Raw genomic sequence first — 12,140 nt, 5'->3', positions numbered from 1 at the left:
AGTGGTGATCGGGTCTGGCGTCGGCGGTGCTGCCGCGGCGCTCCTCCTTGCGCACGCCGGCATCCCGACCCTGCTCGTCGAGAGGGAGCGCCGCCTGGGCGGCTCCTCTGCTGCTTACGAGAGGGACGGGTTCCGTGTCGACACAGCCACGCACATGCTCGGCTGTGGCGAGCAGGGCCCGCTCGGCGACGTGCTCCGCCGCGTGGGCCAGGGCGACGCGATCACCTTCCGGCAGGACGACGAGCCGGCCGCGCTCTGCTTCGCGGGCGCCCGCGCCGGGGCAGCGCGCGCTCGCCGCGTCGTCCTGCAGGCCGATCTCCTCCGGCTCCCTGGGGCCGCCCTGGATCTCGCGCGCGGCCTCGACCTCACGCCGCTGGAGGCCGCGGGCGCTGCGCGTCTCTTCGCGCACGCGGGGGCGATGCGCGACGTCGATCTGGCGGCGTGCGACGACGTGACGGCCGAGGCGTACGTGGCCCGCTTCATCCCGCGCGCCGCGGCCGCCGCTCGGCTCGGCGGGCTGCTTGGCCTGCCGCTGCTGCTGCCAGGAACCGAGGCATCGGCGGGCGAGGCGCTGTTCTCCTTGCGCCGGCTCGCCCGCGCCGGCCGGCAGCGTTATCCCGAGGGCGGCGGGTCGCGGATCCCCGAGGTCTTCTGCCGCCTGGCCCGGGAGCTCGGCGCCGCCGTGTGGACGGGAACGACCGTGCGCCGCGTGCTGGTGCGCGATCGTCGGGTGCGCGGCGTCGAGCTCGAGGACGGAACGGCGCTCCCCGCGCGGATCGTGGTGAGCGCGGCCGGGCTCCTGCGCACGGTCTCGGGCCTCGTCGGCGAGCCGCACTTCCCCGACGCCTACGTGGCGCGCGTCCGTGCGATCACGCCGCGGCCGAGGCTGGTCGAGGTCAAGATCGGGCTGCGCAGGCGCCTCGTCGCCGCAGGCGCGCTCGCCGGTCTCGCCGGCGGCGCCGGCGCGCCGGCGCTCCCGTTCTACTGCCTCGCGCCGACGCGCTTCGACCCGTCGCTCGCGCCGCCCGGGCATGAGCTCCTCTGCGCGTGCGCCGTACCTGGTGGGAGCGGCGGCGCCTCGCGCGGTGGACCCGGCGCGACGGTCGACGAGCTCTTGCGCGCGCTGTCGGCGGCGGTGCCCGGCCTGCTCTCCCAGGCGATCTTCATCGACGGCTCGCCCGCGGACGGAGGTCGAGAGGCGTGCGCCCCTGGCGGCGAGATCGCGGCGGGGACAGCGCAGACGCCGGGCCAGGTCGGCCGCGCGCGGCCGGCGGTGTACACGCCCGTGCGGGGGCTGTACCTCGCAGGGCGCGCCGCCGGAGGGCGCGGCGCGGGGATGGATCTCGCCGCCTCGAGCGCGATGGAGTGCGTCGACCGCATCCTCGTCGATCTCGGCCGCGACCTCGGCGCGCCCGCTCCGCCCGCGCTGATCGACATCGCCGGCGATCTGCTCGAGCGCGCCGCGGGCTCCACCGTATCGTGGCTCACCCGCCCCCGCTAGAGCGACGGTCACCCGCTTCGGATACGGGCCCATCTCGACGTTTTCGGTGCTCAGCGCACTGGAGTCTCAGGATTGATCATATTTCCCCCACCTCCCTCGCGGCGCTCCAGCCCTGAACGAGGGTGAGGAGCTGCTCGTAGCCACGGCCCAAGGTCTGCCAGCCGGGCTCGCCGTTTCGCCGGAGGTGTCCGCCGAGCGCGGCGATCGCCAGGAAGGCATCGCGGGCCGTGGCGTTCTCGGGCAGGGGCTTGCGCGCGAAGACCCGCAGCACCGCGAGCTGGGTGGGCGTGAGCACGGCGGTCGCGGGCTGCTCCGGAGCGCGCCGAGCCTCGCTGCGCAGCAGCAATAGCTGCCAGGCGATGGGCGCGAAGAGCGCCAGCACGTTGCGCAAGCCGTGCAGGTCCTCGATCTGGCGCTTCTCGTAGGCGCACCCGGTCTTCAGGGCCTTGAAGAATTCCTCCACCATCCAGCGCGCCCGGTACCAGTCGACCAGCTGCGTCAGCTGCTCGCCGGACTCGACCGGCTCGTTGGTGAGCAGCACCCACTCGACCGGCGCTTCGCCCGGCGGCGGCTCGAGCTCCCAGACACGCACGACCTGAAGCGAGAGTGTCGCCGGCAGCTCACGCGGCTGCGATCTGGGTCGTCGCAGCGTCACGCGCGTGCTGCCAAGGGCGAGCTTCGCCAGGCGTCCGGCACGGGTGGGATGCAGGCGTTTCTGTTGAGGGCTACGGTTGCCCGCCGGCCGTGGGGAAAGCTCTACCTCGCGCACAGCGACCGCTTGAACTTGCGCGAGCGCGTGCTCAAGTTTCGCCTCCTCTCCGAGGGCGGCGGCCTCGACGAGGCGATTGTGTGCCAGCCGGATCACGAACCGATGCCCTGCGCCCAGCAGCTGCGCGAACAGGCCGTAGTCGTCGCCCTCGCGGTCCATGACATGCACCAAGGCGTGCGGAGCACAGCCCAGGGCAGCGACCTGTTCCACCTGCTCTCCCCAGCGGTCGTGCTCGTTGCCCGTCGTGTCCTCGTCGCGCACGTGCGTGCTCAGAGCGAGCACGCCGAGCGGGCGACGCACCCCATCGCCGCTGACGGCCAAGGTGAAGTGGGCGAAGAACGTCTGCCCCGAGGAGCGCAGCCGGCCGAGCCCCTGCCGCTGGCCGTCCGAGCGGAAGGAGAGGGTCGTGGTGTCATGGATGGCGAGCACGACCGGCTCGGCCTCCATGCGCGCGAGGGTGGCGCGCACATGCGGAGCCAGGATCGCCGCGGGCGTGACGGCGTCGTTGCCGAAGAAACGGTACGCAGCCTCCAGCTCGCTGTCGGACAGCAGCGAGGGGAAGCTCTTGTCCGGCGCCTGCGCCAGCTTTTGCACCAGCTTGCTCTGGCGCTTCGAAAGCCGCACATCGCCGAAGGGCGCGTCGCTCATCTCCTCGGCGAGTGCGGCCGCGTTCTCTGCTGCGGGTGAACCCATCCGCAGCTTTGATCACGTCGCCCAGCACACATCAAGCGAGATGTGTAGGATCCTGAGACTGGAGTGCGCTTGCGCGCCGAAAACGCCGATCTGGGCCCGTCTCCTGTGCGGGTGACCGCCGCTCTGCTCGGCATGCCGCTCTGCTCGGCATGCCGCTCTGCTCGGCATGCCGCTCTGCTCGGCATGCCGCTCTGCTCGGCATGCCGCTCTGCTCGGCATGCCGCTCTGCTCGGCATGCCGCTCTGCTCGGCATGCCGCTCTGCTCGGCATGCCGCTCTGCTCGGCATGCCGCTCTGCTCGGCATGTGTCAGAGGTGGGCGGAAAACGCTCTGGCCCGGGCTTCAGCGCGTGGTCGTGCTGCCGCGGTTGCCCCGCGCGAGCGCGTCGAGCGGCAGCTTCTGATCCTCGAACACGGCGTCGAGCTCCTCGCTGCCCCGCTCTCGCACGCCTGAGCGCGGCGACAGCTCGGGGCGCACCGAGGACGCCGGGGCCATCCGCGCCGACAGGGGGCCCATCGTCTTGATCGACGGCGGGGGCTCGGCGCCCGGGAGCATGCCGGGCGGGACGGAGCGTACGGAAGGGGGCGAGTTCGCCATCGTGCGCAGGGACGGCGGGCTCGGCAGGCTGCGCCTGGAGGAGGGCGGCCCAGCTTGCCCGCTCGACGGCATCGGCGTGGGCCGGCGCGCCGCAGGGCCCCCGGGTAGAGGGCGCGACGAGGGGACCGGCGGCGCGCTCGGCTGTGCGCGCGTCGACGGAGGTGGACCCGACAGGAGCTGTGAGCGCATCGACGGGGGCGGGCTCGACAGGGGCTCGGGGCGCGACGACGGGGGCAGGCTCGACAGGCGGCCGCTCGCGGCGGTCTCCGCGTGCGCATACGCAGGGCTCGGGAGCGAGCGGGCGGAGGGCGGCGGTGTCGATTGCGACCCGCCCGGCGCGTAAGCGCTGGGCTGCGTGCGCGCCAGCGGCGGCGCCGAGGGCACCGACGGCGGGGAGCGGAATGACGGCGGCGCGCTCGACGGGGGCACCGGCGTGAGCGCGTGGCTCGCGAGGGGCGCCCGGGCCGACGGCGGGGCGGCGGAGCGCGCCGAGGGCGGCGGCAGCGTGCTGTGGCTCGTTGACGTCTCGCGGACCCGCGGCGCGAGGCGGGGATCGGCGCTCGCGCCCGCCCGCAGCGGAGCGCGCGAGTCCGCGCCCGAGGACCCCTTGGAGCCGAAGGTCTCGCTGCGCTGCGCCCCGATCATCGTGTAGCGCCCGCCGCCCTCGTCGCGCCGCCCCGTATCGCGCTGCGCGTTCATCTCGCGCGTCTCGCGCAGCGCCCCGTTCAGCATCGCTTCGAGCTCTCGCTCGCTGACCTCCTCGTCGAGCCGCAGCAGCGTCGAGTGGACGTCCCGGGCGAGCGCCTCGAAATCGGCCGGATCCCTTGCGTAGACGCTGTTGGACAGGAGGATCGCGAGCGGCCGCCGCTCGGCGGCGATCGTCGCGGCGGTGGCCGCATCGCAGCGGTGCAGGAGCACCCCGCAGCCCGGCGCCACCGCGAGGCACAGGCTGAAAAGCGCCGGCCACGCGGGATCAAGGACCACAAGAATGCTGGGCACATGAAGCGGGGTTGCGGTGATCTGCGCGCGGCGGTCCATGGCAGCCCGAGGATAAACGAAACTGCCGGAGCGATCGTAGTTCTCTTTCTCTGAATCGGTCATTTTTACTCTGCTTGTACGTTCTGCGATGAGGCCAGAGGCGTCGATCTCCTACAGCCCTATTGCGTGTGCGCCATTCATTGCGGCGTCGCGTCATCACGTCGTCACGTCGTCGCGTCGTCGCGTCATGGCGTCACGGCGTCGTCGTCGTGACATCGACCTTTCGGCTCCCGCGTCCACCCGGTGCGCGTCCTGCACCGGGCGGGCGCGAGCGCCGCGCGCCCCCGCCGGCATGAGCGGCGGAGGGCGCGTGGCGCGGCAACGCCGGTGTCGCAGTGGGCGTCGCGGTGGGCGTCGTGGGCTCGGTGGACGCCGGGAGATGACGTGGTGCGATGCCTGCGCGGCGCCGCCTCGCTCGGCGGCGCAGCGATCACAGCCCGGTGTAGATGGTGGCGAAGGAGGCCGCCTCGCCGCGGAGGAGCAAGCTGAGCCGCGGGTTCGGCACCTTGAAGGTGTGAATCTTGGCGTTCCGCACGTCGAGCACCGCGAAGGCGCCGCCCGGCGTGCTCTCTGCGAGCCCGTTCATGAGCAGGTTCAGCACGACCGAGACGCGCTTGGACGACAGGGGCTCCCCGCGGAAATACATCTTGATGACATGCGGCGTCCCATCGATGACGAGCCCGAGCTCCGGGTTGACGTTGATCTCGAGATCGCCGAGGCGATACGTCGACGCCGGAGGCTCGAACCACGTCATCTTCGTCGAGGCGAGGAACTTGCGATATCCGTTCACCACCGACGGGTAGATGCGGCGGCGCCGCTCGTCGTGCTGCGCGGCGAGGAAGCCGTCGAGCACGCTGGTGGGCTTTCCGCTCCTGTGCATGTCGACGATCGCCTCTCGCACCTGCCTGTAAAAGTCCGTGTAGAGCTCGTCCTTCCGCTCCTTGAACTCCCTGACGCCCGTCAGCTTGGGCGTCCCGGCCTTGAGAACGAAGTCGACAAAGTACGTGAGCGAGATCTTTTCCATGAAGTCTCCTCCAAAACGAAGCATTCCGGCGCGCCATTTACACGCTCATGCGAGAGACACGCCGTCGCGCCGCGTTCTTGATGTCTACCATGGATAGTCATCTTCGACCCGTCGGGAAAGGGATCGATCGGACGGACATTGTCCCAACCTGTCAGGGGCGGACGGCGGGGCCTGTGGATGGAAAAACTATAGTAATTACAGTTAGTTGCATTGTCTTGTTGGCGCCGGTTCACCCTGCGGCGCGGGGTTCCGCTAGGCTGCCCGAATGGCCATGACGAGAAGAGGCTTGCGCGGCGATGGTAATCGACAGAATCCAGCTGTTGTCCAGGGGATGTCCTGTGGAGAACTCCTGTGGAGAACTGGAGAGGCGGCGGCGTTATCGAGGTGTCGACCCGGTCGGACATGGTCTGTCATAACCACGCCCTCCTTGGCGCTTGACGCCGCTCGCGGGCGGGGGGCGGTGCCGGACGCTGCCCCTCGCGCGGGCGGATCGGCCGAGGGGCGTCTGTCTGGAGGGGGGCGTCGATGATCGACGTCAGGCCCGAACGGGCGGGGGATGAAGCGGGGATCCGCGCCGTTCACCTCGCGGCGTTTCCCTCGGCGCTCGAGGCGGATCTCGTGGACAGGCTGCGGGATGCGGGGCGCGCGGCCGTGTCGCTCGTCGCGGTGACGGACACGGGCATCGTCGGACATGTCCTGTTCAGCCCCGTGACGATCGCCGGCGACGGCGTCCCCGGCAAAGGCGTCGGCCTCGCGCCGCTCGCGGTCTCTCCTGGGCTGGAGGGCCGCGGCATCGGCTCTTCGCTGGCGCGACGAGGGATCGCGGCGTGCAGGGACGCCGGCTTCGCGTTCGCCGTCGTCCTCGGATCGCCCGAGTACTACGCGCGGTTCGGGTTCAAGAAGGCAAGCCTGTACGGCCTCGGCAACGAGTACGCGGCGGACGAGGCGTTCATGGCGATCGAGCTCGCGCACGGTGCGCTCGAGCGCGCCCGAGGCGTGGTCGTCTACAGCCCCGAGTTCGCCGTCTTCGCGACCTGAGCCCGGGTCCGGCGTCTTCACGACCCGATCTCGCGTCCTCTCCGCCAGATCGCCTTGCCTGTCACGACGGCGGCCCCACCCCGCGCGCTCCGCGATCCGCCGCCGACCAGGTGACGATCGGGCTTGCTAACATACATTTGTGAATGTATATGAAGTGGGTGCGACGGACGAAGGAGGAAGCAGCGGCGACCCGCGAGCAGATCCTCGACGCGGCGCTGCGCGTCTTCAGCCGCAGGGGATACTCGGCGGCGACGCTGCAGGACGTCGCGGCGGAAGCCGGGCTGACGCGGGGCGCGGTCTACTGGCACTTCAAGGGCAAGGTGGAGCTCTACTCGGCGCTGATCGGCGAGCGCTGCGCCAAGGCGAACGAGGTCTTCGCCGAGGCGCTGTCGCCCCGGTACTCGCCGCTCGAATCGATCGAGCGCCTGCTCACGCGATCGCTCGAGTACCTCGACGAAGATCCGGAGTACCGCGCGGTCCTCTCGATCACGCTGTTCAAGACCGAGCTCACGCCCGAGCTCGAGCCAGGATTCCAGCAGAAGATCGCGAGCGCGCGCCGCCTGGTCGACATGGTCGCCGACCTCGTGCGCAAGGGCATAGCGGCCGGCCAGATCGACCGCGCCACCGACCCGAGGGCTGCCGCCCTCGCGGCCGTCAGCCTCGTGCACGGAGCGACCGCGCTGCACCTCATGGACCCGAAGGTGCTGGAGTCGAGGGCCGTCGTGCGCCGCATGGTCGCGACGTTCCTGCGCGGGCTCCAGCGCTGAGCGCGTTTTTTATGTCGAATTACATACATTCATGAATGTTTGCTGGAGGTGAGGTCATGTTCCTCAGGGAGTACTGGTATGTTGCCTGTGCGTCCTCGCAGCTCGGGGATGCCCCTCGAGCGGTCCGGGTCCTCGATCGGGACATCGTCGTATTTCGCGGAGGCGGCCGCCGTCCCCGCGCGCTCGCGGATCGCTGCTGCCACCGCGGCGTCAAGCTGTCTCTCGGGCGCGTGACCCAGGGAGCGCTGGCGTGCGGATACCACGGCTGGAGATACAGCGGCGGCGGCGAGTGCGTGCACATCCCGTCGCTCGCGGGGGGCAGGCGCATCCCCGAGAGGTGCGGTGTCCCCGCGTTCCCGTGCGCGGAGCAAGACGGGTATGTGTGGGTCTGGCTCGGCGAGAGCCACGGCGGAGCGCCGCCGCCCGCGCCGAGCATCGACGGCTTTGCGGCGCACCGCTGGGATCAGGGCTCGGTGGAGCTCGGGTGCGCCTCCATCAAAGGCCTGGAGAACAACCTCGACTGGTGTCATCCAGCGTTTGCGCACCCGTGGACTCACTGGCAGTTCTACACCGCGCTCTTCCGCGGCCTGCGCGAGGAGCTCCTCGAGCTGCGGTCTACGCCCGACGGGATGACGCTGCGCGGGCCGGTCCCCGAGGACGGCGGCGCGCCCGGGCAGCGGTCGCAGCAGACGCTGCTCTCGTTCAAGCTCCCCGACCGCGTCGAGGTGCGCTCGCTGGGAGGACCCTCGCGCCGGATCGTCCTGCACTTCGTCCCGACCGCGCCCGATCGGTGCCGCCTGGAGTGGATGATCGCGAGGGCGTTGCCCTTCGGGGCGCGCGTGCGTTTTCGCCAGGAAGAGCCGGCGATCCTCCGGCAGGACCGGATCCTCCTGGAGAGCGCGGAGCTCGCCTGCGCGGAACCGGGGGCCCTCCGCGAGCACCACGTCGAGGCGGACGCACCAGCGCTGCTCCTGCGCCGCATCCTCGAGTCGGCGGCGCGCGGCGAATGGGAGCAGAGGCGAGCGAGCCTGCCGGAGCGGCGGGTGATCCGCGTGATGGCGTGACGGCCCGTCCGCGCAGGCTCCAGGCCTGGAAGACCGAGCTCTGGCGGCGCTGTGTGGGAGGGCAGGCGGGGTCCGGCGCACGAGGCGCGGCAGTCTTGCGGCGCCGCGCGGCGGACGGGAAGCGTCCGGCTCAGGGGGGCGTGGCGGACCGATCGGGCGCTGTCGCCGCGCGCCACGCGGCGGTCGCATCCAGACCGTGCTCGCCGAAGCGAGGGACGTAGTCCCGCTCCACGGCGCGCTCGAGGATCTCGCCGTACCGAGCGGTCGGCATCAGGCCCCAGGCGCGGTCGTCGTCCGAGATCGCCGCGCGCTTCGCGCCGCCAGGGGGCATGTAGCTCCTGCGCAGCCGCGTGAACATGGAGTGGAGCTCGCGCTCGACCAGCTGCCGCACGGCCGGCGCGCACGGCTGCTCGAGCAGGTAACGGAGCAGCGTCCAGCCGAAGTCGCGGTGCCGCACCTCGTCGCGCAGGATGCGGTCGAGCGCCCGGCGCGCGACAGGCACGGTGCACCCCTCGCGGAGCACCTTGAAGAGCGGGACCGCGACCGTCTCCCCCAGGCAGAACACCTCCACGCCCGCCCGGGCGACGGCCATCTCGAGCGGCTCGTCTCCGCTGCTCCTGAGCCCGAGCGTCTCGCGGCGGAGCGCCGGCAAGGCGCCGCCGCCCGCGCGGGCGTGGACGCGATGGCTGAGGCGCGCGTGCGCGAGCTCGTCCTTGACGATGCGGAGGCCGTCGTCGATGAGATCCGGCGACGCGCCCATCTGGATCAGCCAGAGCGTGAGGTGCTGTGTGATCGCCGCCGAGCGGTACTCGGCCTCGACGCGCCGCCCCCACTCGGCGCGCACCGCGTCGCTCGCGGGCGGGAGGGGGGCGCGCTGCCCGCGCGGCGCCTCTGCGTCAGCGGCGCTGTCCTGCTCTGCGTCGGGGGCGTCCTTCATGGGATCACGCTAGGCGGGCAGTCCGGGGGCGGCAAGACGGGAGACGGGCGCTCGCCGCCCCTGGAGGCGCTCACGGCGACGTGCTCGGGCGCCCGCCCGGCGGCGCGCACACCTTCACCGTCGAGCCGCAGGCGTCACAGGCCTCCTTGTAACAGGGGTTGATGACGATCTCCTGGCAGCGCGTCCCACTCGGACACGCCGCGTCGACCTCGCAACCCTGGCTCGGGAAGCAGCCCGCCTCGGCCAGCACGGGGGTCGTCGAGGCGTCGCCGCAGCCTGGCGTGAGCCAGCGACACGCCGGCCCGAGGTTGGTGCACGCGTCCTCGGTGGCGGCGTTGAGACAGACGTCGGGGGGCGGCGGGTTGCAGAAGATCTCGGCTACCTGCCAGCTCCAGGTGTCCTTTTGCTGAACACACACGGCCTGGGTCGGCATCGGGCCGCAGCCGGTCATCATCTCGTAGGGGCAGGGCCCGCCCGCCGCCACGCAGGGATCCCCGTCGGTCGGCATCACCTCGGGGCACACCGGCGCCGGCGGGTTGCAGGCCGGTGAGATCGGTTCGGACCACGTGCCGTCGTCACCGCAGCTCACCAGCGCAGGGCAACTGGTGGCGTCATAGTTACAGGTCGTCCCGGGCTCCGCGCAGGCGCTACCGGCCTTCGGCATCTCCACCGGGCACACCGGCGGCGGCGGGTTGCAGGCCGGTGAGATCGGGTCGGACCACGTGGCGTCGTCACCGCACGTCACCACCGAGGGGCAACCGGTGGTGTCGTAGTTGCAGCTCTTCCCGGGCTGGTCGCAGGCGCTGCCGGCCTCCGGCACCTCCGCGGGGCACGCCGGTGGCTCCGGCGGGTTGCAGGCCACCGTGGGTTCCTCATACCACTCCCCGCTCTCACACGTGCTGTCGATCGGGAGGCCGCACGTCTCCTTACCATAGTTGCACCTAAGACCGTCCTCCTCGCAGCTCGATCCGACCTCCGGCGCCGACTCGGGGCAGCCGCCGCTCGTCACCGTGGGATTGCACCCCGGCAGGGCCACCGCGCCCGCGAGCGAGGCCGCCGCGGCGACGGTGACGATGAACGGCGCCTTCAGCACCTTTCGCTTCTTCTGCATGGCCATGGTTCGATCCGTCCTTTCTTTTGGCACAGGTTGGCGCAGGGTTACGTCCTCGCGCGCTCCGAGGCTGGGTTGAGCAAGCGAGGTGCCAGGGCGAGCCATGGCGGACCCGGGAGCGAAAATTGTCGTCAGGAAAGGAGAATAACGCCCTGGGTGTGTCTTTTCACAGCGCTCGCGGGAGCCCGCGAGCGCTCTCCCGCTCGGGCCATGAGCCGATTCAGCGGCAGGCGCTGATCTGCACGTCGTCGATGTTCCAGCCCGACATGGGCGCGCCGCCGAAGGCGATGACGGCGCTGTAGCCGAACCGCACCCGCAAGCTCGAGCTCTTGTAGGGCGTGAGGTCGTAGGTGACGCGCTTCCATCCGGACTCGGTGACATCGTCGTGCGGAGACTCGTAGACGATCCGCCAGCGCGATCCGTCGAAGACCTCGACGCGCGCCTTGTTGCGGTAGGTCGTGTTCAGCCATCGCCAGAACGACAGCGTGACTCGCCCGCTCACGAGCACGTCGACGGCGGGGCTCGTCAGGTAGCGCTGCGGGTGCGGCGCGGTGACGCTCGGGCTGCCGCCGAGCACCACGCCCGCCACGCCGTTGTCGCCGGCCTCGGTGTGATCGCTCGCCGGATCGGGGAACCCCGCGCGCTGGTCGCTCGACGCCCTCGCCGGCCCGATCTCCCACCCCGCCGCGAGGCTCCACCGGGTCGCGTTGTCCGCGAAGGCCTCCGTGAAGAGGACCCGCGCGGAGCACGGCGCGCTCGGGTCGACGTTCCCGGGGGCGCCGCGGAACGCCGTCGGAGAGGCCGCCGCCCAGTCCAGCGAAAGAGACCCGTCCCCGTCCGCGAGCCACGGCGCGTCCGCGGGGCCGGCCGTGCACGCGGCCGCGGCGAGGCCGCACAGGACCGCGGCCCGCCCAATCCACCTCTTCATGATCGCTCCTACGAACGTTCAATGCCGGAGGCGCAGACACCCTTCCGCAGGGCCGTCGCGCGGCACCGAGAGCACGTGTTTGTAGGCCTGAAACAGGGCGGCGGATAGGCCATGTGAGCGGCGCCCGATGCGGTGAGATCGGCGTCGCGCGCCCTCCGACGACAGCCGAGCTCCTGCGTCGCCCGGACGAGCTCGACCGCGCGTCCATCGCGACGCGCGACGGCGCCGCGCGGCCATCGCGACGCGGGCGAGCCCCCGTCGCCGCGCGACGACGGCGCGCTACGCCCCGCGCCGGCGGGCGCGCTCGCGCGACGGACCGATCACCGGGGCGCGGCCGTCATCGGGGCGTGGCCGCGGGCGGCCGGGGCAGCGGGATCGGCCGCTGCAAGATCGCCTGGCGGCTCGTCACGTCGCTGAGCATCATCGTGAGCATCAGGCCGACGAGGAGCGCCGCCACGATCATGGGGAGGGCGTTCGTGAAGCGCTGCTCGATGAGGTGCATGAAGAAGAGCAGCACGAGCAGCGTCTTCACCGTGGCGATGAGCAGCGCCGCGACGACGTCGGCCTCGCCGAGGTGGGCCAGCGAGAGCAGGTAGGAGGCGAGCGTCAGCCCCATCAGGAGGAGCCAGACGATCACGTAGGTCCGCGAGGAGAGGTGCTTGACGGTCATGGGC

At 71.5% G+C, this 12,140-nt stretch carries 11 protein-coding genes; 4 read left to right on the top strand and 7 right to left on the bottom strand.

The features are described 5' to 3' along the window. The first annotated feature begins 1 nt into the window (after nucleotide 1). A complete protein-coding gene (locus POL72_RS02915) occupies nucleotides 2-1,501 on the top strand; it encodes a phytoene desaturase family protein (protein WP_272095904.1) in 1,500 nt (499 codons plus the stop codon). Between the two features lie 76 nt (nucleotides 1,502-1,577). Here POL72_RS02915 and POL72_RS02910 read toward each other — a convergent pair whose 3' ends face one another. The 3 genes from POL72_RS02910 to POL72_RS02900 form a co-directional block, all read right to left on the bottom strand. Beyond that, nucleotides 1,578-2,963, bottom strand: a complete 1,386-nt coding sequence (locus POL72_RS02910; protein ID WP_272093452.1) for an IS4 family transposase — start codon at nucleotides 2,961-2,963, stop codon at nucleotides 1,578-1,580. A 341-nt stretch (nucleotides 2,964-3,304) separates the two neighbouring features. Then, nucleotides 3,305-4,660: a hypothetical protein gene (locus POL72_RS02905; protein ID WP_272093451.1), complete on the bottom strand. Its 1,356-nt coding sequence runs from the start codon at nucleotides 4,658-4,660 to the stop codon at nucleotides 3,305-3,307. A gap of 367 nt (nucleotides 4,661-5,027) precedes the next feature. After that, complete coding sequence (locus tag POL72_RS02900; RefSeq protein WP_272093450.1) at nucleotides 5,028-5,621, bottom strand: hypothetical protein; 594 nt, start codon at nucleotides 5,619-5,621, stop codon at nucleotides 5,028-5,030. 525 nt (nucleotides 5,622-6,146) lie between these two features. On the opposite strand from POL72_RS02900, the gene POL72_RS02895 reads away from it, so the two are divergent. The 3 genes from POL72_RS02895 (at nucleotide 6,147) to POL72_RS02885 (ending at nucleotide 8,490) form a co-directional block, all read left to right on the top strand. Further along, nucleotides 6,147-6,659 carry a GNAT family N-acetyltransferase gene (locus POL72_RS02895; RefSeq protein ID WP_272093449.1) on the top strand — a complete coding sequence of 171 codons (513 nt, stop codon included), beginning with the start codon at nucleotides 6,147-6,149 and terminating at the stop codon, nucleotides 6,657-6,659. Nucleotides 6,660-6,808: 149 nt separating this feature from the next. Beyond that, the gene (locus tag POL72_RS02890; protein ID WP_272093448.1) at nucleotides 6,809-7,426 is read left to right on the top strand and encodes a TetR family transcriptional regulator; all 618 of its coding nucleotides are present in this window, start codon (nucleotides 6,809-6,811) and stop codon (nucleotides 7,424-7,426) included. A 56-nt stretch (nucleotides 7,427-7,482) separates the two neighbouring features. Then, nucleotides 7,483-8,490, top strand: a complete 1,008-nt coding sequence (locus POL72_RS02885; protein WP_272093447.1) for a Rieske 2Fe-2S domain-containing protein — start codon at nucleotides 7,483-7,485, stop codon at nucleotides 8,488-8,490. A gap of 130 nt (nucleotides 8,491-8,620) precedes the next feature. Here the strand turns inward: POL72_RS02885 and POL72_RS02880 are convergent, their stop codons facing one another. From POL72_RS02880 to POL72_RS02865, 4 genes are all read right to left on the bottom strand, one after another. After that, nucleotides 8,621-9,427, bottom strand: coding sequence for a ferritin-like domain-containing protein (locus tag POL72_RS02880; protein WP_272093446.1), 807 nt, complete (start codon nucleotides 9,425-9,427; stop codon nucleotides 8,621-8,623). A gap of 70 nt (nucleotides 9,428-9,497) precedes the next feature. Further along, the gene (locus POL72_RS02875) at nucleotides 9,498-10,538 is read right to left on the bottom strand and encodes a hypothetical protein (protein ID WP_272093445.1); all 1,041 of its coding nucleotides are present in this window, start codon (nucleotides 10,536-10,538) and stop codon (nucleotides 9,498-9,500) included. Between the two features lie 220 nt (nucleotides 10,539-10,758). Next, complete coding sequence (locus POL72_RS02870) at nucleotides 10,759-11,466, bottom strand: hypothetical protein (RefSeq protein ID WP_272093444.1); 708 nt, start codon at nucleotides 11,464-11,466, stop codon at nucleotides 10,759-10,761. Between the two features lie 337 nt (nucleotides 11,467-11,803). Continuing rightward, the gene (locus POL72_RS02865; RefSeq protein ID WP_272093443.1) at nucleotides 11,804-12,136 is read right to left on the bottom strand and encodes a cytochrome C oxidase subunit IV family protein; all 333 of its coding nucleotides are present in this window, start codon (nucleotides 12,134-12,136) and stop codon (nucleotides 11,804-11,806) included. Nucleotides 12,137-12,140: the final 4 nt, after the last annotated feature.

Origin of the sequence: Sorangium aterium (genome assembly GCF_028368935.1) — a bacterium.
GTDB classification, from domain to species: domain Bacteria; phylum Myxococcota_A; class Polyangia; order Polyangiales; family Polyangiaceae; genus Sorangium; species Sorangium atrum.
This window is presented reverse-complemented; position numbering and strand designations above follow the sequence as displayed.

Bases quoted from the DNA above. Each gene is read 5' to 3' on its own strand.
- POL72_RS02870 (WP_272093444.1), bottom strand. From the start codon at position 11,466: ATGAAGAGGTGGATTGGGCGGGCCGCGGTCCTGTGCGGCCTCGCCGCG.
- POL72_RS02865 (WP_272093443.1), bottom strand. From the start codon at position 12,136: ATGACCGTCAAGCACCTCTCCTCGCGGACCTACGTGATCGTCTGGCTC.
- POL72_RS02885 (WP_272093447.1), top strand. From the start codon at position 7,483: ATGTTCCTCAGGGAGTACTGGTATGTTGCCTGTGCGTCCTCGCAGCTC.
- POL72_RS02905 (WP_272093451.1), bottom strand. From the start codon at position 4,660: ATGACCGATTCAGAGAAAGAGAACTACGATCGCTCCGGCAGTTTCGTT.
- POL72_RS02880 (WP_272093446.1), bottom strand. From the start codon at position 9,427: ATGAAGGACGCCCCCGACGCAGAGCAGGACAGCGCCGCTGACGCAGAG.
- POL72_RS02895 (WP_272093449.1), top strand. From the start codon at position 6,147: ATGATCGACGTCAGGCCCGAACGGGCGGGGGATGAAGCGGGGATCCGC.
- POL72_RS02875 (WP_272093445.1), bottom strand. From the start codon at position 10,538: ATGCAGAAGAAGCGAAAGGTGCTGAAGGCGCCGTTCATCGTCACCGTC.
- POL72_RS02910 (WP_272093452.1), bottom strand. From the start codon at position 2,963: ATGGGTTCACCCGCAGCAGAGAACGCGGCCGCACTCGCCGAGGAGATG.
- POL72_RS02890 (WP_272093448.1), top strand. From the start codon at position 6,809: ATGAAGTGGGTGCGACGGACGAAGGAGGAAGCAGCGGCGACCCGCGAG.
- POL72_RS02900 (WP_272093450.1), bottom strand. From the start codon at position 5,621: ATGGAAAAGATCTCGCTCACGTACTTTGTCGACTTCGTTCTCAAGGCC.